Source organism: Catellatospora paridis, assembly GCF_009720365.1.
GTDB lineage: Bacteria > Actinomycetota > Actinomycetes > Mycobacteriales > Micromonosporaceae > Catellatospora > Catellatospora paridis.
In genome coordinates this window covers 579,537-601,964 of sequence record NZ_ML769314.1, presented here as the reverse complement: position 1 = coordinate 601,964, position 22,428 = coordinate 579,537, and the positions used below count along the sequence as shown (strand labels likewise).

Here is a 22,428-nt window from a genome sequence, read left to right as displayed (position 1 = left end):
ATCACGGGCAGGCCGCCGACCGGATTAGAAAGATCGTCACCAGTTCCGGCGAATGGGACAGATCGCCCCTCGCGAGCACTAATAGTGGTGGAGGCGGCTTTCGCACATTGCGAGCGCGACGAGCCATTCGGGGGTGGACATGCAATGTCGAGTTCTCGGCCCGCTGGACCTACGCTGCGGCGGGGTGTCGGGTGACCTGACCGCGCCCAAGCCGCGCAAGGTGCTGGCGCTGCTGCTGGTCCACGCCGACCGGGTGGTGCCGATCGACCTGCTCACCACCGAGCTGTGGGACGACGAGCCGCCCGCGAGCGCGCTGACCACGCTGCAGACCTACATCCTGCAGATCCGGCGGATGCTGGCCCGCACCTGCGCCATGGACCCGGCCCGGGTGGCCCGCGAGCTGCTGGTCACCCACGCCGACGGCTACCAGCTGCACCTGGACGGCGCGGCCCTGGACCTGCACGACTACGAGCGCCTCGCCGACCAGGGCCGGCTGGCCCAGCTCTGCGGCGACCACGCACACGCGTCCCGGCTGCTCGGCGCGGCCCTGGCCGTGTGGCGTGGCACGGCCCTGGTCGACGTCCGGCTCGGACCCGTGCTGCGGGTCGAGGCGCAGCGCCTGGAGGAGGCGCGGCTGGCCACCTGGAAGCAGCGCATCGACGCCGATCTGGAGCTGGGCCGCCACCGCGAGATCCTGGGCGAGCTGGGCTGCCTGGCCGCCCGTCATCCGCTGCACGAGGACCTGCAGGCCCAGTTCATGATCGCGCTGTACCGCGCCGGCCGGCGCACCGACGCCCTGGACGCCTTCCGCCGCCTGCGCGAGGTGCTCATCGGCGAACTCGGCCTCGAGCCCTCCCGGCGCATCCAGCGCGTGCAGCACGCCATCCTCACCGCCGACCCGGTGCTGGACACGGCATCCGCCCTGGACACGGCCTGGACGTGGGAGTCCGGCCCCGCCAGGGCCGAGCTGGTCGCCGCCGGCCGCGGCCTGCACTGATCCGGCCGATTTCTCAAGCAGGGCTCAAGTCGGCGCGGGGGACGCTCGACGAAGGTCCACCGACCCCGCAGGAGGCGTCCATGCATCGACGTGTCGTGATCACCGGATTGGGCGTGGTGGCGCCGGGCGGTATCGGCGCCAAGGCGTTCTGGGAGCTGCTGACCTCAGGACGCACCGCGACCCGCACCATCAGCTTCTTCGACCCCTCGCCGTTCCGCTCCCAGGTCGCCGCCGAGTGCGACTTCGACCCTGCCGCGCACGGCCTCACTCCCGCCCAGACGATCCGGATGGACCGCGCGGCCCAGTTCGCCGTCGTCGCCGCCGCCGAGGCCGTCTCCGACGCCGGCCTGGAACTCGCCGAGCTGGACCCGTACCGGGTCGGCACGGTGGTGGGCAGCGCGGTCGGCGCGACCATGAGCCTGGAGCGCGAGTACGTCATCGCCTCCGAGCACGGCCGGCGCTGGCTGGTCGACAACGCCCGCACCTCGCCGCACCTGTACGACTACTACGTGCCCGGCTCGTTCGCGGCCGAGGTGGCCTGGTCCATCGGCGCGGAGGGCCCGGCCGCGGTGGTCTCCACCGGCTGCACGTCCGGGTTGGACGCCGTGGCGTACGCGGCCGAGCTGATCCGTGAGGGCAGCGCCGACGTGGTGGTCGGCGGGGCCAGCGACGCGCCCATCTCCCCGATCACGGTGGCCTGCTTCGACGCCATCAAGGCGACCACGCCGCGCAACGACGATCCCGCGCACGCGTCCCGGCCCTTCGACAACAGCCGCAACGGTTTCGTGCTCGGCGAGGGCTCGGCCATGTTCGTGCTGGAGGACCTGGAACGGGCCCGCCGCCGCGGCGCGCCGGTGTACGCCGAGATCGTCGGCTTCGCCTCGCGCTGCAACGCCTTCCACATGACCGGGCTGCGCCCCGACGGCCGGGAGATGGCCGAGGCGATCCGCAACGCCCTGGACACGGCTCGGATGGACCCGACCGCGATCGGCTACGTCAACGCGCACGGCTCGGGCACCAAGCAGAACGACCGCCACGAGACGGCCGCGGTGAAGCTGGCGCTGCGCGAGCACGCGTACGCCACCCCGATGAGCTCGATCAAGTCGATGGTCGGGCACTCGCTCGGCGCGATCGGCGCGATCGAGGTGGCCGCCTGCGCGCTGGCCATCACGAACGGCGTGGTGCCGCCCACGGCCAACCTGCACGAGCCCGATCCCGAATGCGACCTGGACTACGTGCCGCTGGAAGCCCGTGACCGGCGGCTGGACGCGGTGCTGTCGGTAGGCAGCGGGTTCGGCGGCTTCCAGAGCGCGATGCTGCTGGCCCGCCCGGAAGGAGACGCCCGATGAGCGAGCGCGGTGGGCAGAAGGCCGATGCGCCCGTGGTCACCGGCCTGGGCGTGGTCGCCGCGACCGGGCTGGACGCCGAGACGTACTGGAAGGCCACGCTGGACGGGCGCAGCGGCATCGGCCGCATCGCCCGCTTCGACCCGGCACAGTATCCGTCGCGGCTGGCCGGCGAGATCCGTGACTTCGACCCCGCCGCCCACCTGCCTGACCGGCTGCTGGCCCAGACCGACCACGTGACCCGGTTCTCGCTGACCGCGGCGGCGCAGGCCCTCGCGGACGCGGCCGTCGACCCGGCGGCGCTGGGCGACTACGACATGGGCGTGGTGACCGCCAGCTCGGCCGGGGGGTTCGAGTTCGGGCAGAAGGAGCTGGAGAAGCTGTGGTCCAAGGGCGGCGACCACGTCAGCGCGTACCAGTCGTTCGCCTGGTTCTACGCGGTCAACACGGGGCAGATCTCCATCCGGCACGGCATGCGCGGCCCCAGTGGGGTGCTGGTCACGGACCAGGCCGGCGGGCTCGACGCGATCGGCCAGGCGCGCCGCCACCTGCGCGCGGGCACCGCGCTGGCGATCACCGGCGGCGTCGACGGCTCGCTGTGCCCGTGGGGCTGGATCGGCCAGCTCGCGACCGGACGGATCAGCGAGTCCGACGACCCGGCGCGCGCATACCTGCCGTTCGACCGGGACGCGAACGGGTTCGTGCCGGGCGAGGGCGGGGCGATCCTCGTCGTCGAGCAGCGCGAGGCCGCCCTGCGCCGGGCCGCGCCCCGGGTGTACGGCGAGATCAGCGGCTACGCCGCCACCTTCGACCCGGCCCCGGACCGCGACCGCCCGCCGGGCCTGCGCCGCGCGATCGAGCTGGCCCTGGCCGACGCCGGCTGCCCGGCGGCGGAGATCGACGTGGTGTTCGCCGACGCCGCGGGTGTGCCCGAACTGGACCTCGCCGAGGCCAGGGCGCTGACCGGGGTGTTCGGCGCGGGCCGGGTGCCCGTCACCGCGCCCAAGACGATGACCGGGCGGCTCGCGGCCGGGGCCGGCGGGCTCGACGTCGCCACCGCCCTGCTGTCCCTGCGCGACCAGGTCATCCCGCCGACCGTCAACGTCGGCCCGCTCGCCGACGGCTGCGGCGAGCTGGACCTGGTGCGCGATGCCGCCCGCCCCGCGCCGCTGCGCCGCGCGCTGGTGCTGGCGCGAGGGATCGGCGGCTTCAACGCCGCCGTCGTGGTCACCGCCCCGTAGCCGGTAGAAGATCGCCGTTTGGCGCCAGAACCCGAGGTCACACCAGAGGTTCCGGCACCAGACGGCGATCTTCGTGTGTGCGGGACGGCCGGTGCGCCTGTTTGCCCAGGTGGTGGTCGGCGGTTAGGTTGGCGGAGTTCCTGGCATTTTGGACAAATCGTCCAACCGGGCCTCTGCGCCGCTCGCCAGGTCCTCCGACATCGGCGACCGAAGGGTGCAGCGATGCCTTCCCGACGACAACTTCTGAGCACCGGACTGCTGTCCGGCGCGGCAGTCTTCCTACCTTCCCCGGCGGGCGCGGCCCGGCCCGCGTCCGCGGCGGGCGCCGCCGGCAGGCTCGACGCCTCGAAGATCCACAAGTACAAGACCCGGCTGCCGATCCCGGCTTCCATGCCGGCGATCTCCACCAACGGCAAGACCGACCGGTACGCCGTCGAGGTGCGCCAGTTCCGCCAGCAGGTCCTGCCGCCGGGCATGCCGCAGACCGCCGTCTGGGGATACGGGTCCGCCGCCCACCCGAAGACGTTCGGCTACCCGGCCCGCACCATCGAGGCCACGGCCGACCGCCCGGTCGAGGTCACCTGGATCAACGGCCTGGTCGACGCCAGGGGCCGGGCCCGGCCGCACCTGCTGCCGGTCGACCCGACCCTGCACTGGGCCAACCCGGCCGGCGGCGCCGGGCACCAGGACATGCCCGCCCACTTCACCGGCCCGCCCGCGCCTTACACCGGCCCGGTGCCGATCGTGACGCACGTGCACGGCGCGCACGCCGCCGAGGAGGCCGACGGCTACCCGACGGCCTGGTACCTGCCCGACGCCCCGCTGCCGCGCGGCTTCGCCGCCACCGGCTCGGACTTCGCCGCGATGCGGGAGAAGGCGGAGAGCTACGGCCCGCGCTGGAAGCCCGGCCAGGCCGTGTTCCGCTACGACAACGACCAGGCTCCGGGCACGCTGTGGTATCACGACCACGCCCTCGGCCTCACCCGGCTCAACGTGTACGCGGGCCCGGTCGGCTTCTACCTGATCCGCGGCGGCGAGCAGGACCTGCCCGCGGGCACGCTGCCCGGCCCCGCGCCGGGCCCCGACGACCCGGAGAACACCCGGTACTACGAGATCCCGCTGGTCATCCAGGACCGCTCGTTCCGCACCGACGGCTCGCTGTACTACCCGGACAGCCGCAGCCAGTTCCACGACGCGTTCGCCGGACCGTACGTGCCGGCCAGCGACATCGCCCCGATCTGGAACCCGGCCTACATGGCCGACACGATCGTGGTGAACGGCCGCACCTGGCCGCAGCTGACCGTGGAGCCCCGCCGCTACCGGTTCCGGCTGCTCAACGGCAGCAACTCCCGCTCCCTGATCCTGAAGATCGCGGCCAGCGCGACCGCGCCGCGCCCGGCCGCCGCGGTGGCACCGTTCTGGCAGATCGGCTCCGACGGCGGCTGGCTGCGCGAGCCGGTGAAGCTGGAGCAGCTGCTGATCGGACCGGGCGAGCGGGCCGACGTGATCGTCGACCTCACCGGGCTGGCCGAGGGCACCGAACTGTTCGTCATCAATGAGGCCCCCGACGTGCCGTACGCCGCCGGGGTGCTCGGCACCGACTACCAGCCGGCGAACCTCGCCACCACCGGCCAGGTGATGAAGCTGCTGGTCATCCCGCTGCGCGGCCAGGACACCAGCGTGCCGCCCGAGCACCTGACCCTGCCCGCCGCGCCGAAGCTGCCCGACTCGGCGGCGGCCTGGCGGGTGCTGCTCGACGACCTGCCGTCGGCGACGCTGACCGGCGTGAACCACCGCGTCGCGACGCTCGGCACGGTCGCGCCGGACCGCACCCAGACCCCGCTGCGCTGGCATGACGCCCCGACCGAGAAGCCGGTGCTGGGCCGCAGCGAGACCTGGGAGATCCTCAACTTCACCGACCACTCGCACACGGTGCACCTGCACCAGGTGCAGTTCGAGGTGGTCAGCCGGCAGCCCTTCGGCATCCCTCCCAAGCCCCGCCCCGCGGAGGCCTGGGAGTCCGGCCGCAAGGACACCGTGCTCACCCACTCCGGCGAGGTGACCCGGGTCAAGGCCGTCTTCGACCGCCCCGGCCGCTTCGTCTGGCACTGCCACATGCTCGAACACGAGGACAACGAGATGATGCGCCCCATCCTCGTCGCGTGAGTGAAAGGAAGGGCGCCTTCCACATCGCGGAGCGATGTGGAAGGCGCCCTTCCTTTCCGTCCTATGGGCGCTGAGCGGCGATGTCAGAGTGGCGTCTTCGTCACCTTGCCGCCGTGGTCGACGTACCAGCGCTCGCTGGTCAGCGGCACCCCGCGCAGCCGGTCGGCGAGCCAGTCCGCGGCCAGCGTCGGCGCGAACGGGCCCAGGTTCGCCGCGGGCACGCCGCCGATGGAGTGCCGCGAGTCCTGGTACACCACCAGCTGCTTCGGCCCGCCCACGGTCGCCAGCAGCGCCTCGGTGCACTCCAGGGGGCTCAGCTCGTCGCGGTCGCCGGCCAGCACCAGGTACGGCATGCACAGCTGCTCGGCGTGGCCCTCCCAGGTCAGCGTCCGGGCGAAGTCGTCGAACGCGTCCTCGTCGGTGTGCCCCGACATGTACATGAAGCGCATCTTGTAGGTCGGCCAGGCCTGCTCGAACGCCGCCGACCAGCCCGGCTGGTGGCAGGTGTTCATCACCGCACAGGCCTTCAGCCGGGGTTCGTGCGCGGCGGCGATGGTCCCGGCGAACGAGCCGAAGCTGATGCCGCTGAGCACGATCCGCTGCGCGTCGACCTCCTCGCGTTGGGACAGCCAGTCCACGCACGCGGTGCCGGTACGCGCCCAGGCGGGCACGGTGGTGTGGATGCCCATCATGGCGGCCTCGTACTGCCCCGGCCCTTCGATCGCGAGCACCGCGAAGCCGCGGGCCAGGAACCGGTCGCCGTGCAGCGCGACGGTGGCCTCCTTGAAGCTGTCCATGCCGGGCACCGCGATCACGGTCGGCACCCGCCCGCCGTGGTAACCGGGCGGCAGGTGGAACCAGGCCGGCAGCGAGCCGCCCGCGAACGGGATGCTGACCGCCTCGATGCGGTGGTCGGCCAGCTCGGCGTAGTGCGCGTAGCAGGCCCGCTTGCGCCGGTGGTAGAAGCGGTTGACCTCGTCGTCGGTGTGGATGGGCCACTGCGCCGCGCCCCAGTGCACGGCCGCCATGAAGTAGTTGTCCCGCGCGGTGATCTGGTGGCCGTCCGCGGCGGCCGCCTCCGCCCGGGCCTCGCGGCGGCGGGCCACCGCTTCGAAGGTGGGCGCGAAGTCGGCATACCGGCGCACCCGGGCGCGCACGGTGGCGAAGTCGGCCCCGGCCTCCACGCCGCAGGCGGCGTTCCAGTAGATGGAGCGGGGCTGGTCGAAGTCCACTCCCGTCTCGGCGATCGCCGCCTCCAGCCGGTCGCGTTCGGCGAGCCAGCGCCGGGTGCTCCGGACGGGCCGCTCGGGGCCCGGTGGCGCGGCGGCGGCCGGCCGGGTGTCCGTACGAGATGTGACCTGCTCCATGACGATCTCCTTTGTCGCGCGACACCGTCGCCGGCCGGCGCGCAGCACGCCGGCCCACCGTCCCGATGGCGCGCAGCGGCGCCGCAGGGCTGCCCGACGGTGTCCGCCGCGAAGCCAGGCGGCACCGTCCCCGTAAGCACCCTGGCACACCGCCGAGCTCCGTGAGACCGAATCAGTCCAGGTCAGACGTTCACCCGAGGGCGGGAGGCGGCGCGCAGGCGGTCGTGCACCACCGCGGCCGCCACCACGACGGCGAGCCAGCACGCGCCCAGGGCGTAGCCGGCCAGTACGTCGGTGAGCCAGTGCACGCCGAGGTACATCCGGGAGAAGCCGACCAGCAGCACCACTGTCGTGGCCGCCAGCCAGACCAGCGGCTTCGCCGCGCGCCCGACGCGGACGCTGACCAGCAGGGCCAGCACCCCGTACGCGGCCGCGGCCTGGGCGCTGTGGCCGGACGGGAACGCGTACCCGGTCGCGGTGGTCAGCACCTCGCCGACGACGGGCCGCGGCCGCACCGTGAGCAGCTTGCCGACGGTGACCAGCAGGGCGCTGCCCAGGGAGACGGCCAGCACCAGCGCCACGGTGCGCCGCCGGTCGCGCCACACCGGCAGCAGCAGCGCCGCCAGCACGAGCAGCGGCACCGTGACCCAGCCGCTGCCCAGCCAGGTCACGGCCTGCATGCACCGGGTCAGCCAGGGCGTGCGGTGATCCGCCAGCCAACTCGCGACCGGCGGATCACCCCTGCTCAGCTCCTCCTGCGCGACCACGTCGTCGGTGATGCCGGCGAGCACCCACAACCCGACCAGCGTCGCCCCCGCGCCGAAGGCCAGCCACCCCCGCAACGCGCGATCAGGCAACGCGCAGCCTCACCCTGATCGTGCGGACGCGAGCGGCCGCCGCGGGACCTGCCCTCACACCGCCGCGGGCGGCCGCGCGGGCCGTCGCCTCGCCCGGTGACGGGCCGCCGGGAAACGCGGCGCGGCGGTCCATCGCCAGGTTCGGCGAGAGCCCGGTCTGCGGGCCGGTTCCCGGCTGCGGGTCGGTCCCGGCGTGCCGGGGGCCGGACGGCGTGGTGGGCGGGGTCGGTCCCCCGTCGAGCGCGTCGTCGCGGCGGCCACGGCCGAACTTCAGGTACAGCGCGGGCAGCACGAACAGGTTCAGCAGGGTCGAGGTGACCAGGCCGCCGAGGATCACCACGGCCATCGGGTATTCGATCTCGTGACCCGGCAGGTTGCCCAGCACCACCAGCGGCACCAGTGCCAGCGCGGTGGCCAGCGTGGTCATCAGGATCGGCGACAGCCGCTCGCGCGCGCCGCGCAGCACCAGTTCGAGCCCGAACGGCTCGCCCTCCTCGCGTTCCAGGTGCTGGAAGTGATTGATCATCAGGATGCCGTTGCGGGCCGCGATGCCCAGCACCGTGAAGAAGCCGACCAGCGAGCCGAGCGAGATCACCCGGCCGCTCAGGAACGCCGCCAGCACGCCGCCGACCAGGGCCGCGGGCAGGGTGAGGAAGGACAGCGCCGCCAGCCGCCAGCTGCCGTAGCACGCCTGCAGCAGGAAGAAGATGGCGACGGCGGCGATCACGGCGTACACCAGCAGCCGCCGGTCGGCGGCCTGGCGCTCGGCGTACTCGCCCAGGGTCTGCGCGTAGTAGCCGCGCGGGAACTCGATGCCGGCCATCTTCTCGTCGAGCTCGCCGACGACCGAGCCGAGGTCGCGGCCCTGCACGTTGGCCGTGACGTCGATCTTGCGCAGGGTGCCGTCGTGCTCGATCTGGTTCGGCGTCGCCGCGATGCGCACGTCGGCCACCTCGCCCAGCGGCACGGTGCCGCCCGCGGGCACGTCGATCGGCAGCTGCCGGATCGCGGTGACGTTGGCCCGCGTCTCGGGCGTGCTCCAGACCTGCACGTCGTAGGACTTGCCGTCGCGGAAGACGTCGCCGACCTCCTCGCCTGCCATCAGCGTGGCGGCCGCGCGGCGCACGTCACCGGGCTTGATGCCCAACTGCTGCGCTTTGGCGAGATCGACCTCGATCTGGACCTGCGGCACCTCCTTCTGCAGCGAGATGTGCTCGTCGATCACGCCGTCGATGCCGTCCATCGCCGCGAGCACCTTGTCGGCCTGCTCGTGCATGACCTTCAGGTCCTCGCCGTAGATGCGCACCACGATCGCGTTGCCGGACCCGGTGAGCACCTCGCGGATGCGCTCCTTGAGGTAGGTCTGCACGTCGCGGACCAGGCCCGGGTAGCTGTTCACGACCGCTTCGATCTTCTTGTGCGTCGCGTCGTAGTCGGCGTCCGGGTCGATGCTGATCCAGTTCTCGCCGAAGTTGACGCCTACCACCTCGTCGGCGATGAGCGCCTGTCCGATGTGCGCGCCGAAGTTGCGCACCCCCGGGATGGCCATGAGGTCCTTGCTGGCCTGCTCGGTGATGCGCACCTCCTCCGGGTGCGACGCGCCGGGCTCGGTGACCCAGTGCATCAGGAAGTCGCGCTCCTTGAACGAGGGCAGCAGCGCCTGGCCCAGGCCCGGCAGCACCGCGATGCCGGCCAGCGTCATGACCGCGACCATCGCGTACGCCCGCACCGGCCGCTTGGTGATACGGCCCAGCACCGACTGGTAACCCCGTTGCAGCCAGCGCACCAGCGGCGACTCCCGCCGCTCCAGCGGCGCCTTGCGCAGCAGGATCAGCGCCAGGGCCGGGGTGACGGTCAGCGCGACCACCATGGACACCAGCACGGCCAGCATGTAGGCCAGGGCCAGCGGCCGGAAGAACGCCCCGGTCAGGCCCTCCAGGAAGAAGATCGGCACAGCCGACGCGATGATGATCAGCGTGGCGTAGACGATCGGCCCCCGGACCTCCAGCGAGGCGTCGAGCACCAGCTTGGCGGTCGTGGGCACGGAGTCGTCCGCACCAGCCCGCCGCGCCTGGCGCAGCCGTCTGACTATGTTCTCGATGTCGATGATGGCGTCGTCCACCACCACGCCGACGGCGATCACCAGCCCGGCCAGGATCATGGTGTTGATGCCGTACCCGAACGCGTGCAGCACCAGGCCCGCGCCCACCAGCGACAGCGGGATGGCCACCACGCTGATCAGCGCGGTGCGCCACTCGAACAGGAACAGCGCCAGCACCAGCACCACCAGCAGGCAGCCCAGCAGCAGGGCCCGGCCCAGGTTGTGGATGGCGGTCTCCACGAAGGTGGCCGGCCGGAAGATGGTCGTGTCGACGGAGATGCCGTTCAGGCCGGGCGAGAGTTCCTTCATCGCCGCCTCGACGCCCTCGGTCACCTCCAGCGTGTTGCCCCAGGGCAGCTTCTCGACGATGAGCATGATGCCGGGCCCACCGTTGATCACCGCGTCGCCGATCAGCGGCTGGTGGTCCTCCTTGACCGTGGCCACGTCGCCCAGCAGCACCTTCTTGCCGTCGCGCTCGGCCACCGGCACCTGCGCCAGGTCCTGCGGCGTCACGATCGGCAGCACGTGCTGGATCGCCATACGCTGGTTCGGCGTCTCCAGGAAGCCGCCGGTGCCGATCACCGCGCCGTCGGAGTAGCGCAGCAGGCCCGCGTCGAGCGCGTCGGCGGTGACCTCCATGACCTCGTCCAGCGACACGTCGTGCGCCTTCATCCGGGCCGGGTCGGCCTGCACCTGCATCATCTGCAGCCGCTCGCCCCAGATGGCCACGTTGGCCACCCCGGGCACGCGCAGCAGCCGGTTGCGAATGGTCCAGTAGGAGACCATCGACATCTCCATCACGGACCGGCTGTCCGAGGACAGCCCGATCTTCATGACCCGGCTGGTCGAGGACAGCGGCTGCAGCATGACCGGCGGGCTGGCCCAGGTCGGCAGCATCGCCGACGCCTCGTTGAGCCGCTCGGACACCAGCTGGCGCGCCTTGAGCAGATCGGTGCCCGGCTTGAAGATGAGCACGATCGACGACAGCTGCGGCACCGACTTGGACCGGATGTCGGCGAGGCCCTCCACGCCGTTGAGCGCCTGCTCCAGCGGCACCGTGACCAGCGCCTCGACCTCCGCGGCGGACAGGCCCAGGCTGGGTGTCTGCACCTCGACGCGCGGCGGGGCGAACTCCGGGAACACGTCCACCGGCATGTCTCGCAGCTGGCCGGCGCCGAAGAACATCATGCCGCAGGCGATCGCCACCACCAGCGCCCGGAACTTCAGGCTCGATCCGACGATCCACCGCATCATGGCCGCGCCGCCCCCGTCACTTGCCGATGCCGGTCTCTGCGCCGTACAGCTCCGCCGCGCCGACCGACACCACCTTGGCGCCCGCCGCCGGTCCCTGGGACAGCCTGACCTGGTCACCCTCGATCTTGGTGACGGTGATCGGCTCCCGCTGGTAGCTCAGCGGCGCCGTCTCGACGTACGTCCACGTGGTGCCGTCCGGCAGGTAGATCAGCGCGGAGTAGGGGATGGTCTTGACTCCGGCCGCCTCGGCCATCGGCACCGTGGTCAGGCCCAGCCGGCCCACTCCCTCCGCGGTGAGCGTGACCTTCTTGACCTTGCTGCCTTCGATCGCCTCCACCTTGGCCGGCTTGGCCGGCGTCGAGGTGCTCGTGGGCAACCCCTTGGCTGCGGCGACGCCCAGCGCGGCGACGACCAGCAGGCCGACCAGCAGGCCGCCGACCGTCCACCGGTCGAGCCTCTCGCCGAAATGGTGCTTCATCGTCGTGTCACCCCAACCGTGGATCGGTGTAGAGCGCGAGGTCCTCGCGCTGCGAGCCGGCCCCGAAGCGCAGGTAGAGCGCGGGTACGGCGAAAAGGCTGAGCAGCACGGCCACCACCAGGCCGCCCAGCACGACCAGCACGATCGGCCGCAGCAGCTCCATGCCGGCCCGGCCACCGAGCAGCAGCAGCGGCAGCAGCAGGGCGATCGCGCACACCGCGGTGACCAGGATCGAGCCGGCCTGCTCCCGGGCCGCCCGCGTCACCAGGCCGGGGCCGAACGGCTCCGTGCCCTGCCGCTCGAGGGCCTGCATGTGGCCGATCATCTGGAGCACGAACCGGGCCGTGAGCGCGGCCACGGCGACCAGCGCGGTCAGTGTCGTGATCGCCGACAGGCCGCTGATCAGCCCGATGACCAGCCCACCGGCCATCGCCACCGGCAGCGCCAGGAACGCCAGCGCGGTGAGCTTCCAGCTGCCGATCGCCGCCTGCATCAGCAGGAAGATCGCGATGAGCGCGGCGATGCCGACCAGCAGCAGCCGGTTCTGGTTCTCCTGCTGGTGCTCGTAGGCGCCCAGCAGCTCCGCGTGGTGCTCCAGCGGGAACGGGATGGCGCCCAACTTGGACTCGACGTCGCCGACCACGGCCCGGTAGTCACGCCCCTTGATGCCCGCACTCACGTCGACGTACCGGAACACCGAGTCGCGCTCGATGACGGTCGGGCTCGGCGCGATCGTCACGTCGGCCACGTCACCCAGGCGGATCTGCTGCCCCGATGGCGTGTTGATTCTGAGGTCCTGGATGCTGGACAGGCTGTTGCGCACCGCCGGCGCGCCCCAGACCACGACCTCGAAGACCTTCTGGTCCTCGAAGAGGTTGCCGACCTGGATGCCGGACAGCATCGCGGCGGCGGCCCGCCGCACGTCACCGGGCTTGATCCCGGCCTGCTGCGCCTTGGCCAGGTCCACCTTGACCCGCACCGTCGGCTCCTCCACCGGCAGGTCCGCGGTCGGGTTGACCACGCCGTCGATCGAGCCCAGCATCTGCTGCACCTCGGCCGCCTTGGACCGCAGCACGTCGAGGTCCTGGCCGTACACCCGCACCACCACTGCTTCCTCGGCGCCGCCGAGCAGCTGGGTGATCCGCTCCTCCGGGTAGGTCACCACGTCGGTGTCCAGCCCCGGATAGCTCTGCACCAGCGAGGCGATGGCGGCACGGGTCGCGCCGTAGTCGGCGGCCGGATCGATGTTGACCCACAGCTCACCGGAGTTGACGTTCACCACCTGATCGGACGTGATCGCCCGGCCCAGGTGCGCGCCGACGGCCCGTACCCCCGGCAGCGCCTGCAGGTCCTTGCTCACCTTCTCGGTGATCCGGGTCATCTCGATGCCGGAGGTGCCGGGTGTGGTGTCCCAGTGCACCAGCAGACTGCGCTCGCGCAGCGACGGCATCACCGTCTGGGCCAGCGGCTGGGCCAGGGCCAGCACACCGCCCAGCGCCACCAGCCCGGCCAGCCCGTACGCGATGGCGGGCGTGCGCAGCACGGGCGACAGCGACTTCGGGTACCAGCGCTGCGCCAGGCGCATCAGCGGCGAGGAGTGCCGTTCCAGGGCCGCGTTGCGCAGCAGCACCAGCGACATCGCCGGGATGAAGGTCAGCGCCACCACGGTCGAGGCCAGCACGACGGCGATGAACCCGAGCGCCAGCGGGCGGAAGAACAGCCCGGTGAGCTCCGGCAGCAGCAGCACCGGTGCGGCCGCCACCAGGGCGATGACGGTGGCGTACGCCATCGGCTTGCGCACCTCGAGCGCCGCGTGGAAGATGGCCCGCCCCACCGGCTCCTCGCTGCCCGACAGCCGGCGTTCGCGCAGCCGGCCCGCGATGTGCCGGACGTCGCCGACCGCGTCGGCGATCGCGAACACCACCCCCAGCACGAGGCCGGCCACCAGCATCAGGTTCACGCCGTACCCGGCGAAGCTCAGCACCACCCAGGCCAGCGCCACCGACACCACGACCGCCAGGAACGCGGTGAGCGCGGTGCGCCACTCCCAGAAGCACAGCGCCAGCACCAGGGCGAGCAGCAGCAGGCCGAGCAGCGCGACCAGGGCTGAGCTGTCCAGCGCCTGGTCGATGAAGGCGGCCGGCTGGTACACGTCGGTGTTCATCTCGATGCCGGTCAGGCCGGGCTTCATCGCGCTCAGCGCGGCCTGTACGTCCTTGGTCACCTGCATGGTGTTCGCGCCGGGCAGCTTCTCGATCACCAGCATCAGGCCCGGACCGCTCTCCACGAGCGCGTCGCCGATGAGCGGCTGGTGGTCCTCGACCACCGTGGCCACGTCGCCCAGGCGCAGGCGCTTGTCGCCCTCCTGGCTCTCGATGGTCACCTGGGACAGGTCCTGCGGGGTGCGGATGGGCAGGATGTGCTGGATGCCCAGGCGCTGGTTGGGCGTGTCGATGAAGCCGCCGGTGCCCGGGGTCGACGCCTCCAGGAAGGTGAGCGGGGAGACCCACAGCGCGTTGCCGGTGGTCGAGATGACCTGGTTGAGCGTCACGTCGTTCTGCTGCAGCTTCGCCGGGTCCACCTGCACCTGCAGCTGCCGTTCACGGTTGCCCCAGACCGCCACGTTGGCCACGCCGGGCACACCGATCAGACGCGGCTTGATGACCCAGCGGGCCAGCACCGACATCTCGGTGAGCGGGACGTCCTTCGAGGTCAGGCCGACCATCATGACCCGGTTGGTCGAGGACAGCGGCTGCAGCATCACCGGCGGGCTGGACACGTTCGGCAGCGCGCCGGCCTGGGTCAGCCGCTCCTGCACCATCTGGCGGGCCCGGTACACGTCGGTGCCGGGCTCGAAGATCAGTTCCACTGAGGAGAGTCCGGGCACCGACTCGGAGTTGATGTGGTCGAGCCAGGCGACGCCGTTGAGCAGGTCGGACTCCAGCGGCACGGTGATGAGCTGCTCAACCTCCTCCGCGGACAGGCCGAGCGCCTCGGTCTGCACCTCCACGCGGGGGGCGCTGAACTCGGGCAGCACGTCCACCGGCGCGCTGTCGAGCCGCACCGCGCCCAGGATCAGCAGGGCCGCGGCCAGCGGCAGGGTCAGCAGGCGGAACTTGAGGCTGGTGCCGACGATCCAGCGGATCATGGTCGTGGACCTCTCCTCCAGCGACCGGCGGACCGGAAGGTGAATCCGTCCGATGGGGTGCGAACGAGCGTTCGCCCAACACGCATAAGCTGACCGTAATCCGCATCTGCCCGATTTGAGAAGCACATTCGTATTTCAGAGATATCCCAGTAAACGCCCAGACTGAGAGCATTTAGACGACTAATGTCCGGTTGAGAGTGCCGTTCACGTCGTCAGCGGAGGACGTCCGTGGTGATGCAGAGCTCCAATCCCGTGCTCACCCGTCCGATCGAAGCGCCGGTGGTGCTCGACCAGCGGCGCGGCCTGACCCTGGACGGAGTGTGCGGGCGCACGCTGGTGCTCATCGCCGTCACCGTGGCCGCCGCGGCCGCGGCGTGGAACCTGCTGCAGGCTCCGGCCTGGACCGGATTCGCCGTGCTCGGCTCGACGCTGGCGACGCTCGTGCTCGCCTTGGTGATCACCTTCAAGCAGATCACCAATCCGCTGGTGATCAGCGGCTACGCCGTGCTGCAAGGAGTCTTCCTGGGGGTGGTCAGCCGGGAACTGGAGCAGCAGTTCCCCGGCATCGTCGTGCAGGCCGTCATCGGCACCTTCGGTGTCTTCTTCGCCATGGCCGCGCTCTACCGCGCCCGGATCCTGCGCGCCACCAAGCGGTTCACCCAGGTCGTCACCGGCGCGCTACTCGGCATCCTGCTGCTCAGCCTCGTCGACCTGGCCCTGCGCTTCTTCGGCCGCGGCCTGCCGATCTACCAGGCCGGCACCCTGGGCGTGCTCTTCGCCGTGCTCTGCATCATCGTCGGCGCGCTGACCTTCGTCATCGACTTCGACCAGGTCGAGCGCGCCGTCGCCGGCGGCCTGCCACCCCGCTACGGCTGGTACCTGGCCTTCGGCATGCTGGTCGGCCTGATCTTCCTCTACTGGCAGATCCTCCGCCTCCTCAGCTTCCTCCGCCGCTGAAGGAAGACCACCTTCTTCCCGGCCCCCCTCAGCGCCGCAGAATCAGCGGACCGGGTGGCCGGCGGTGCGCAGGGCGGTCTTGACCTCGCCGATCGCCACCTCGCCGAAGTGGAAGACGCTGGCGGCGAGCACGGCGTCGGCCCCGGCGTCCACGGCCGGCGGGAAGTCGGCGGCCTTGCCCGCGCCGCCGGAGGCGATCACCGGGATGTCGACCACGGCCCGGACCTCCTTGATCAGTTCGAGGTCGAAGCCCTCCTTGGTGCCGTCGGCGTCCATGGAGTTCAGCAGGATCTCCCCCGCGCCCAGGTCGGCGACGCGGCGGGCCCACTCGATCGCGTCCAGCCCGGCCGACTTGCGGCCGCCGTGCGTGGTCACCTCGAACCCGCTACCGTCCTTGAGCCGCCGCACGTCCAGCGACAGCACCAGCACCTGGTTGCCGAAGCGGCGGGCGATCTCGGTGATCAGCTCGGGCCGGTGGATGGCGGCGGTGTTGACGCCGACCTTGTCCGCGCCCGCGCGCAGCAGCACGTCCACGTCCTCGACCGAGCGCACCCCGCCGCCGACGGTGAGCGGGATGAAGACCGTCTCCGCGGTGCGCCGCACCACCTCGAGCATCGTGCCGCGCCCCTCGACGGAGGCGGACACGTCGAGGAAGGTGATCTCGTCGGCGCCGGCCGCGTCGTACGCCGCCGCCAGCTCCACCGGGTCCCCGGCGTCGCGCAGGTCGACGAAGTTGACCCCCTTCACCACCCGCCCGGCGTCCACGTCCAGACAGGGGATGACCCGCACCGCGACACTCATGCGCTCGACGCTACCTGCCGGCCCGCCACGACGACCCGCTGGTCCGGCTCGTGGGACGCGGTGTGGCGCGCCGGGCCGCCCAGCGCGGGGGCCGCCGCCCGGCCGCCGCCGCTCGCCCCGAGCAGCACTCCCCCGATCACCAGCGCCCCGGCGATCACGTCGCCCGCCCGCAGCGGCTCGCCCAGGAACAGGGCCGCCGAACTCATCCCGAAGAACGGGACGAGCATCGAGAACGGGGCCACCGTCGACGCGCCGTACCGCTTGATCAGCGCGCCCCACCCGGCGAACCCGGCCAGCGTGGAGATGCCCGCGATGTAGGCCAGCGCGCCCAGGCCCGACAGGTCCAGCCCGGACAGTGCCGCGCCGATCCGGGCCGGTCCCTCGAACAGCAGCGACAGCGCGAACAGCGGCAGCGTGGCCACCGCCGACACCCAGACCATGAAGCGCAGCATGTCCGGCGGGGCGGCCCGGCGCATCATGATGTTGGCGACGCTCCACGCCACCGCGGCGGCCAGCACCAGCACGAAGCCCTCGACCGGGCGGTCCGCGCCGAGCCGGGCGGCGACCAGCCCGACGCCCGCCACGGCCACCGCGAGCCCGGCCCACTGGCGCCGCCCGGGCCGCTCGCGCAGCAGCGCGACCGCGAACACCGTCGTGAAGATCGCCTGACTCTGCAGCAGCAGCGAGGACAGCCCGGCCGGCAGCCCGGCGGCCATGCCCGCGAACAGCAGCGAGAACTTGACCACGCCCAGCACCAGGCCGATCCCGAGGACCCACCGCCAGGGCGTACGCGGACCGCCGATCAGCAGCACCGCCGGGAACGCGGCCAGCGCGAAGCGCAGCGCGCCGAACAGCAGCGGCGGCATCCGGTCCAGGCCGACCTCGATCGCCACGAAGTTGCAGCCCCACGCGGCGGCGACGGCTACGGCCAGCATGATGTCCCTGGGTTTCATACGCCGAGCATCGGCCCGGACAACCGTGCAGCACCAGCGAATAGTTCTTCAGTATTCGTTTAGAATCGCTTCATGCTCGACCTGGGACGCCTGCGCGCCATCGACGCCCTCTCCCGCCACGGCACCGTGCACGCCGCCGCGGCCGCCCTGCACTGCACACCTTCCGCGGTGTCACAGCAGCTGGCGAAGCTGGAGCGGGAGACCGGCACGGTGCTGTGCCACAAGGACGGCCGCGGGCTGCGGCTGTCCGACGCCGGGCGGCTGCTGGCCGAGCACGCCGCGCTGGTGCTCGCGGCCGCCGACACCGCCGCGGCCGCGCTCGACGCCTACCGCGGCGAGGTGGCCGGCGAGGTCACCGTCGCCTGCTTCGCCACCGCCTGCCGGGGCCTGCTGCCACCCGCCCTGTCCGCGCTGACCTCGTCGTATCCGCGCCTGCGCCCCCGCGTCGTGGAGACCAACCCCTACGAGGCGCTGCACGAACTCGACCGCGGCCGGGTGGACGTCGCCGTGATCGACGACTGGCGCGAGGTGCGCCTGCACCTGCCCGCGGGCGTCTCGTCGACCGTGCTCGGCGAGGACACCGCCGACCTGGTCGTGCCCGCCGACCACCCGCTCGCCACGGCCGGTCCGGGACCGCTGGACCGCGCCGCGGACGAACGCTGGATCGCCTCGCCCGAGGGCACCATCTGCCACGACTGGCTGGTCCGCGCGCTGCCCGGCCTGCGCCCGGCCTACCTGGTGGGCGAGTTCGAGACCCAGCAGGCGCTGGTCGCCGCGGGCCTGGGCGTCGCCCTGCTCCCCCGCCTGGCCCGCCTGTCCACCGCCCCCGGCACCGTGGTGGTCCCCGTCGACCCGGTCCCCACCCGCCGCGTCAGCGTCACCTGGCGCACCCCCCACTACCAGCGCCCCGCCGTCAAAGCCGTCATCGACGCCATCACCAACGCCTGGTCCACCCGCACCACCGCCCGCACCGGCTCCTGACCCACCCCAAGATCGCGACAATCTTGCGTGAACTGTTGCCTTTTTGGGCGTTATGAGCGTGTCGCACCCACAGTTCGCGCAAGATCGCCGGCTGGGTGGGGTGGGTCAGGGGTGGGTGAGGGCGGCGAGGGCTTCGGGGATGGTGAAGGCGCCGGAGTAGACGGCCTTGCCGGTGATGACGCCTTCGACGCCGATCGGCTCCAGGGTTGCCAGGGCGCGCAGGTCGTCCAGGGTGGACACGCCGCCGGAGGCGATGACGGGAGCGGGGGTCGCGGCGCAGATGTCGCGGTAGAGCTGCAGGTTCGGGCCCTGGAGCATGCCGTCCTTGAGGATGTCGGTGACCACGTAGCGGGCACAGCCGGCCTTGTCGAGCCGGGCCAGCACCTCGAACAGGTCGCCGCCGTCGGAGGTCCAGCCGCGCGAGGACAGCACGCGCCCGCGTACGTCCAGGCCGACGGCGACCCGGTCGCCGTACTCGGCGACGACCCGGTCGCACCACGCCGGGTCCTCCAGCGCCGCGGTGCCGATGTTGACCCGGGCCGCGCCGGTGGCCAGGGCGGCGGTCAGCGACGCGTCGTCCCGGATACCGCCGGACAGCTCGACCTTGATGTCCACCCGCCCGACCAGCTCGGCCAGCAGCGCCGCGTTGGAGCCCCGGCCGAAGGCGGCGTCGAGGTCGACCACGTGGATCCACTGCGCCCCGGCCGCCTGGAAGTCCAGCGCAGCGGACAGCGGGTCGCCGTACGACGTCTCGCTGCCGGCGGCACCCTGCTGCAGGCGCACCGCCTGCCCCCCGACGACGTCCACGGCGGGCAGCAGATCCAGGGTCATCAGGAACTCCTTCGGTCGAAAGCGACGATCACGAACACCGGCACGGTCAGCGCCAGCAGCAGGGTCAGCGCCAGGGCCAGCGCCGTCGACGGCACCAGCGTCCAGATCACGAACAGCGCCAGGGCGACCACGATGGCGACCCCGGCCCGCTCGGCCGCGCTGCGCCGCGCCGACAACCGGCCGGTACGGCGCTTGCGCAGTTCATACAGGCTGATCCGGCGCCACGCGGCGCGACGCGCCATACGGCGGGCCGCCCGGCGCTCCTCGACCGCCACGGCCTTGCGGGCCGCCTCCTCGCGCGCTTCCCTGCGGAGCTTGCGTTCCTTACTCATGCCTTCTCCTCGCTACGCTCGTCGAAGGCATGGGCTGTAGTCCCCGGATTCGCTCGCTGACGCTCGCTCATGCGCCACTCCATCGCCCTCGACGTCGGGGGCGAGCCTAACGAGCGGTCTCACAACGTGGCGATCCAGTTCCGCAGCACGCGCGCGCCGACCGCGCCGGACTTCTCCGGGTGGAACTGGGCGACCGCCAGCGGCCCCCGCTCCGCCGCGGCGACGAACGTCGCGCGCTCATGGGTCGACGTGGTGACCAGCGCGACCGCGTCCAGCTCGGCATTCGGCGGCGCGGCGTACGAGTGCACGAAGTAGCAGCGCGCGTCCGCCTCGACCCCGGTGAACAGCGTCGAGCCCGAAGGCGCGTCGAGCAGGTTCCACCCCATGTGCGGCACCCGGCGCGCGGCCAGCCGGGTCACCGCGCCGGGCAGCAGGCCCAGCCCCTTGGTGACCACGCCGTGCTCGTCGCCGGAGTCGAACATGATCTGCGCCCCGACACAGATGCCCAGCACCGGCCGCCCGGCCATCACCCGGTCGGCGATCACCGGCCCGGCCTGCGCGGCCTCGATGCCCGCCATGCACGCGGCGAACGCGCCCACGCCCGGCACCACCAGTCCGTCGGCCCGCTCCGCAGCGGCCAGGTCGGCGGTCACGACCACGTCCGCGCCCGCCGCCTCCAGCGCCCGCTGCGCCGAACGCAGGTTGCCCGACCCGTAGTCGAGCACCGTCACCTTCGGGCTCATGCCTTCTCCTCGCTGCGCTCGTCGGCGGCATGAATCCGTGCCCGTCGGATGAGCTCGCTGCGCTCGCTCACAGCACGCCCTTCGTGCTCGGGACCGTGCCCGCGCTGCGCGGGTCGATCTCCACGGCGGTGCGCAGGGCTCGGGCCAGCGCCTTGAACTGGCCCTCGATGACGTGGTGCGCATCCGGCTTCTGCCCCGGGCGCGAGGCGCGCAGCACCGACACGTGCAGGGTGATCCGCGCGGTCTGCCCGAACGACTCGAAGATGTGCCGCGTCATCGAGGTCGGGTAGACGGGCCCGCTGCCCGGGTTGATGTAGTCGGCGATGTTCTCCGGCTCGTCGTGCACCACGTAGGGCCGCCCCGACAGGTCGACCGCGGCCTGCACCAGCACCTCGTCCATCGGCACCACCGCGTCGCCGTACCGGCGGATGCCCGCCTTGTCGCCCAGTGCCTGCGCGAAGGCCTCGCCGAGGGCGAGCGCGGTGTCCTCCATGGTGTGGTGCGCGTCGATCTCCAGGTCGCCCTCGGTCCGCACGGTGAGGTCGAAGCCGCCGTGCCGGGCGATCTGGTTCAGCATGTGGTCGAAGAAGCCGACCCCGGTGGCGATCTCGGCCCGGCCCGTGCCGTCGAGGTCGATCTCGACGAGGACCTTGGTCTCCTTGGTGACCCGCTCGACGCGTCCGGTCCTGGTCATGCCCCTGCCTCGCTTCGCTCGTCCCCGGCCAGCGCGCGGGGATTGCCCATCGGCCGCGCGCTCATGGCCGCAGCTCCTTCATCGCGTTCAGGAACGCGGTCGTCTCCTGCTCGGTGCCCGCGGTCACCCGCAGCCAGCCCGGCAGCCCGACGTCGCGGACCAGCACGCCCTGGTCGAGCAGAGTCTGCCAGGCCGCCTTCTGGTCGTCGAACCGTCCGAACAGGACGAAGTTGGCGTCCGAGTCGGCCACGGTCCAGCCGCTTTCGCGCAGCTCCGCGACGATGCGGTCGCGCTGCGCCTTGATCGCCTCGACGGTGCCCAGCAGCACGTCCGCGTGCGCCAGCGCGGCACGGGCGGCGGCCTGGGTGAGCGCCGAGAGGTGGTAAGGCAGGCGTACCAGCTGGACCGCCTCGATCACCGCCGGGTGCGCGGCGAGGTAGCCGACCCGTGCCCCGGCGAAGGCGAACGCCTTGCTCATGGTGCGGCTGACCACCAGCCGCGGGTGGGAGTCCAGCAGCTCCAGCGCGCTGGGCGTGCCGGGCCGCCGGAACTCGGCGTACGCCTCGTCGACCACGACCAGGCCACTCGTCTCGGCGAGCACCGCCTCGATCACGGCGAAGTCGAGCGCGGTGCCGGTCGGGTTGTTCGGCGAGCACAGCAGCGTCAGCGCGGGGCGGTGTGCCCGGACCTGGGCGACCGCGTGCTCGGCGGTCAGCCCGAAGTCCGCGTCGCGGCGGCCGTCGACCCAGGTGGTGGCGGTGCCGACGGCCAGCAGCGGATGCATCGAGTACGCCGGACCGAAGCCCAGCGCGGTGCGCCCCGGCCCCGCGAACGCCTGGAACAGCTGCTGCTGCACCTCGTTGGAGCCGTTGGCGGCCCACAGCTGCTCGGCGGTCAGCCCGTGCCCGCAGTAGGCGGCCAGGTCGGCGCGCAGCTTCACGGCGTCGCGATCGGGGTAGCGGTTCAGGTCCGCGATCTCGCCGGTGATCGCCCGGCTCACCGCCCGCACCACCTCGTCGGGCAGCGGGTACGAGTTCTCGTTGGTGTTCAGCCGCACCGGCACGTCCAGCTGCGGCGCGCCGTACGCGCTGAGCCCGCGCAGGTCCTCCCGCAGCAGCTCCTGCACCCACTCGCTCATGCCGGCGCCTCGCTTCGCTCGTTGCCGGCATCTCCCAGCATCA

18 protein-coding genes are annotated in these 22,428 nt (G+C 72.1%); 6 read left to right on the top strand and 12 right to left on the bottom strand.

The annotated features are described in order from the left end of the window. The first annotated feature begins 184 nt into the window (after window positions 1-184). The 4 genes from F9C41_RS11770 to F9C41_RS11755 all read left to right on the top strand — a co-directional run bounded on the left by F9C41_RS11770 (window position 185) and on the right by F9C41_RS11755 (window position 5,750). Entirely contained in the window at window positions 185-997 is an 813-nt protein-coding gene (locus tag F9C41_RS11770) for an AfsR/SARP family transcriptional regulator (RefSeq protein WP_230689502.1), read from the top strand. A gap of 80 nt (window positions 998-1,077) precedes the next feature. Next, on the top strand, window positions 1,078-2,346 hold the full coding sequence (locus F9C41_RS11765) for a beta-ketoacyl-[acyl-carrier-protein] synthase family protein (protein ID WP_155386714.1): 1,269 nt from the start codon (window positions 1,078-1,080) through the stop codon (window positions 2,344-2,346). Continuing rightward, window positions 2,343-3,584, top strand: coding sequence for a ketosynthase chain-length factor (locus F9C41_RS11760; RefSeq protein WP_155386713.1), 1,242 nt, complete (start codon window positions 2,343-2,345; stop codon window positions 3,582-3,584). Before F9C41_RS11765 ends, F9C41_RS11760 begins: the two co-directional genes overlap by 4 nt. Before the next feature lie 222 nt (window positions 3,585-3,806). After that, the gene (locus tag F9C41_RS11755) at window positions 3,807-5,750 is read left to right on the top strand and encodes a multicopper oxidase family protein (RefSeq protein WP_155386712.1); all 1,944 of its coding nucleotides are present in this window, start codon (window positions 3,807-3,809) and stop codon (window positions 5,748-5,750) included. 83 nt (window positions 5,751-5,833) lie between these two features. Here the strand turns inward: F9C41_RS11755 and F9C41_RS11750 are convergent, their stop codons facing one another. From F9C41_RS11750 to F9C41_RS11730, 5 genes are all read right to left on the bottom strand, one after another. Then, a complete protein-coding gene (locus F9C41_RS11750) occupies window positions 5,834-7,117 on the bottom strand; it encodes an alpha/beta hydrolase family protein (RefSeq protein ID WP_155386711.1) in 1,284 nt (427 codons plus the stop codon). Between the two features lie 182 nt (window positions 7,118-7,299). Then, on the bottom strand, window positions 7,300-7,974 hold the full coding sequence (locus tag F9C41_RS11745) for a phosphatase PAP2 family protein (protein ID WP_155386710.1): 675 nt from the start codon (window positions 7,972-7,974) through the stop codon (window positions 7,300-7,302). After that, complete coding sequence (locus tag F9C41_RS11740; RefSeq protein WP_196279720.1) at window positions 7,967-11,329, bottom strand: efflux RND transporter permease subunit; 3,363 nt, start codon at window positions 11,327-11,329, stop codon at window positions 7,967-7,969. Before F9C41_RS11740 ends, F9C41_RS11745 begins: the two co-directional genes overlap by 8 nt. A 16-nt stretch (window positions 11,330-11,345) precedes the next feature. Beyond that, window positions 11,346-11,807, bottom strand: a complete 462-nt coding sequence (locus tag F9C41_RS11735; protein ID WP_230689501.1) for an efflux RND transporter periplasmic adaptor subunit — start codon at window positions 11,805-11,807, stop codon at window positions 11,346-11,348. Window positions 11,808-11,814: 7 nt separating this feature from the next. Then, the gene (locus tag F9C41_RS11730; RefSeq protein ID WP_155386709.1) at window positions 11,815-14,955 is read right to left on the bottom strand and encodes an efflux RND transporter permease subunit; all 3,141 of its coding nucleotides are present in this window, start codon (window positions 14,953-14,955) and stop codon (window positions 11,815-11,817) included. A gap of 234 nt (window positions 14,956-15,189) precedes the next feature. Between F9C41_RS11730 and F9C41_RS11725 the strand changes: the two genes are divergently transcribed. Beyond that, window positions 15,190-15,912, top strand: a complete 723-nt coding sequence (locus F9C41_RS11725; protein ID WP_155386962.1) for a Bax inhibitor-1/YccA family protein — start codon at window positions 15,190-15,192, stop codon at window positions 15,910-15,912. A gap of 42 nt (window positions 15,913-15,954) precedes the next feature. Here F9C41_RS11725 and hisF read toward each other — a convergent pair whose 3' ends face one another. Beyond that, window positions 15,955-16,713: an imidazole glycerol phosphate synthase subunit HisF gene (gene hisF, locus F9C41_RS11720; protein WP_155386708.1), complete on the bottom strand. Its 759-nt coding sequence runs from the start codon at window positions 16,711-16,713 to the stop codon at window positions 15,955-15,957. Beyond that, on the bottom strand, window positions 16,710-17,666 hold the full coding sequence (locus F9C41_RS11715) for an EamA family transporter (RefSeq protein WP_155386707.1): 957 nt from the start codon (window positions 17,664-17,666) through the stop codon (window positions 16,710-16,712). Before F9C41_RS11715 ends, hisF begins: the two co-directional genes overlap by 4 nt. Before the next feature lie 72 nt (window positions 17,667-17,738). On the opposite strand from F9C41_RS11715, the gene F9C41_RS11710 reads away from it, so the two are divergent. Further along, on the top strand, window positions 17,739-18,647 hold the full coding sequence (locus F9C41_RS11710) for a LysR family transcriptional regulator (protein ID WP_155386706.1): 909 nt from the start codon (window positions 17,739-17,741) through the stop codon (window positions 18,645-18,647). Window positions 18,648-18,752: 105 nt separating this feature from the next. On the opposite strand, the gene priA is transcribed toward F9C41_RS11710, so the two are convergent. The 5 genes from priA to F9C41_RS11685 all read right to left on the bottom strand — a co-directional run bounded on the left by priA (window position 18,753) and on the right by F9C41_RS11685 (window position 22,385). After that, window positions 18,753-19,478, bottom strand: a complete 726-nt coding sequence (gene priA / locus F9C41_RS11705; protein ID WP_155386705.1) for a bifunctional 1-(5-phosphoribosyl)-5-((5-phosphoribosylamino)methylideneamino)imidazole-4-carboxamide isomerase/phosphoribosylanthranilate isomerase PriA — start codon at window positions 19,476-19,478, stop codon at window positions 18,753-18,755. Continuing rightward, the gene (locus F9C41_RS11700) at window positions 19,478-19,810 is read right to left on the bottom strand and encodes a hypothetical protein (protein WP_155386704.1); all 333 of its coding nucleotides are present in this window, start codon (window positions 19,808-19,810) and stop codon (window positions 19,478-19,480) included. Before F9C41_RS11700 ends, priA begins: the two co-directional genes overlap by 1 nt. Window positions 19,811-19,929: 119 nt before the next feature. Continuing rightward, window positions 19,930-20,553 (bottom strand): imidazole glycerol phosphate synthase subunit HisH, encoded by a 624-nt coding sequence (hisH, locus tag F9C41_RS11695; protein WP_155386703.1) that lies wholly within the window; start codon window positions 20,551-20,553, stop codon window positions 19,930-19,932. A 67-nt stretch (window positions 20,554-20,620) separates the two neighbouring features. Then, window positions 20,621-21,247, bottom strand: a complete 627-nt coding sequence (hisB, locus tag F9C41_RS11690) for an imidazoleglycerol-phosphate dehydratase HisB (protein ID WP_155386702.1) — start codon at window positions 21,245-21,247, stop codon at window positions 20,621-20,623. A gap of 61 nt (window positions 21,248-21,308) precedes the next feature. Then, on the bottom strand, window positions 21,309-22,385 hold the full coding sequence (locus tag F9C41_RS11685; RefSeq protein WP_155386701.1) for a histidinol-phosphate transaminase: 1,077 nt from the start codon (window positions 22,383-22,385) through the stop codon (window positions 21,309-21,311). Window positions 22,386-22,428: the final 43 nt, after the last annotated feature.

What these genes read in the sequence shown, in the direction of transcription:
- F9C41_RS11755 (WP_155386712.1), top strand. Translation starts at nt 3,807, where the DNA reads ATGCCTTCCCGACGACAACTTCTGAGCACCGGACTGCTGTCCGGCGCG.
- hisF (WP_155386708.1), bottom strand. Translation starts at nt 16,713, where the DNA reads ATGAGTGTCGCGGTGCGGGTCATCCCCTGTCTGGACGTGGACGCCGGG.
- F9C41_RS11765 (WP_155386714.1), top strand. Translation starts at nt 1,078, where the DNA reads ATGCATCGACGTGTCGTGATCACCGGATTGGGCGTGGTGGCGCCGGGC.
- priA (WP_155386705.1), bottom strand. Translation starts at nt 19,478, where the DNA reads ATGACCCTGGATCTGCTGCCCGCCGTGGACGTCGTCGGGGGGCAGGCG.
- F9C41_RS11740 (WP_196279720.1), bottom strand. Translation starts at nt 11,329, where the DNA reads ATGATGCGGTGGATCGTCGGATCGAGCCTGAAGTTCCGGGCGCTGGTG.
- F9C41_RS11735 (WP_230689501.1), bottom strand. Translation starts at nt 11,807, where the DNA reads ATGAAGCACCATTTCGGCGAGAGGCTCGACCGGTGGACGGTCGGCGGC.
- F9C41_RS11715 (WP_155386707.1), bottom strand. Translation starts at nt 17,666, where the DNA reads ATGAAACCCAGGGACATCATGCTGGCCGTAGCCGTCGCCGCCGCGTGG.
- F9C41_RS11730 (WP_155386709.1), bottom strand. Translation starts at nt 14,955, where the DNA reads ATGATCCGCTGGATCGTCGGCACCAGCCTCAAGTTCCGCCTGCTGACC.
- F9C41_RS11750 (WP_155386711.1), bottom strand. Translation starts at nt 7,117, where the DNA reads ATGGAGCAGGTCACATCTCGTACGGACACCCGGCCGGCCGCCGCCGCG.
- F9C41_RS11725 (WP_155386962.1), top strand. Translation starts at nt 15,190, where the DNA reads ATGCAGAGCTCCAATCCCGTGCTCACCCGTCCGATCGAAGCGCCGGTG.
- F9C41_RS11760 (WP_155386713.1), top strand. Translation starts at nt 2,343, where the DNA reads ATGAGCGAGCGCGGTGGGCAGAAGGCCGATGCGCCCGTGGTCACCGGC.
- F9C41_RS11685 (WP_155386701.1), bottom strand. Translation starts at nt 22,385, where the DNA reads ATGAGCGAGTGGGTGCAGGAGCTGCTGCGGGAGGACCTGCGCGGGCTC.
- F9C41_RS11700 (WP_155386704.1), bottom strand. Translation starts at nt 19,810, where the DNA reads ATGAGTAAGGAACGCAAGCTCCGCAGGGAAGCGCGCGAGGAGGCGGCC.
- hisH (WP_155386703.1), bottom strand. Translation starts at nt 20,553, where the DNA reads ATGAGCCCGAAGGTGACGGTGCTCGACTACGGGTCGGGCAACCTGCGT.
- F9C41_RS11710 (WP_155386706.1), top strand. Translation starts at nt 17,739, where the DNA reads ATGCTCGACCTGGGACGCCTGCGCGCCATCGACGCCCTCTCCCGCCAC.
- hisB (WP_155386702.1), bottom strand. Translation starts at nt 21,247, where the DNA reads ATGACCAGGACCGGACGCGTCGAGCGGGTCACCAAGGAGACCAAGGTC.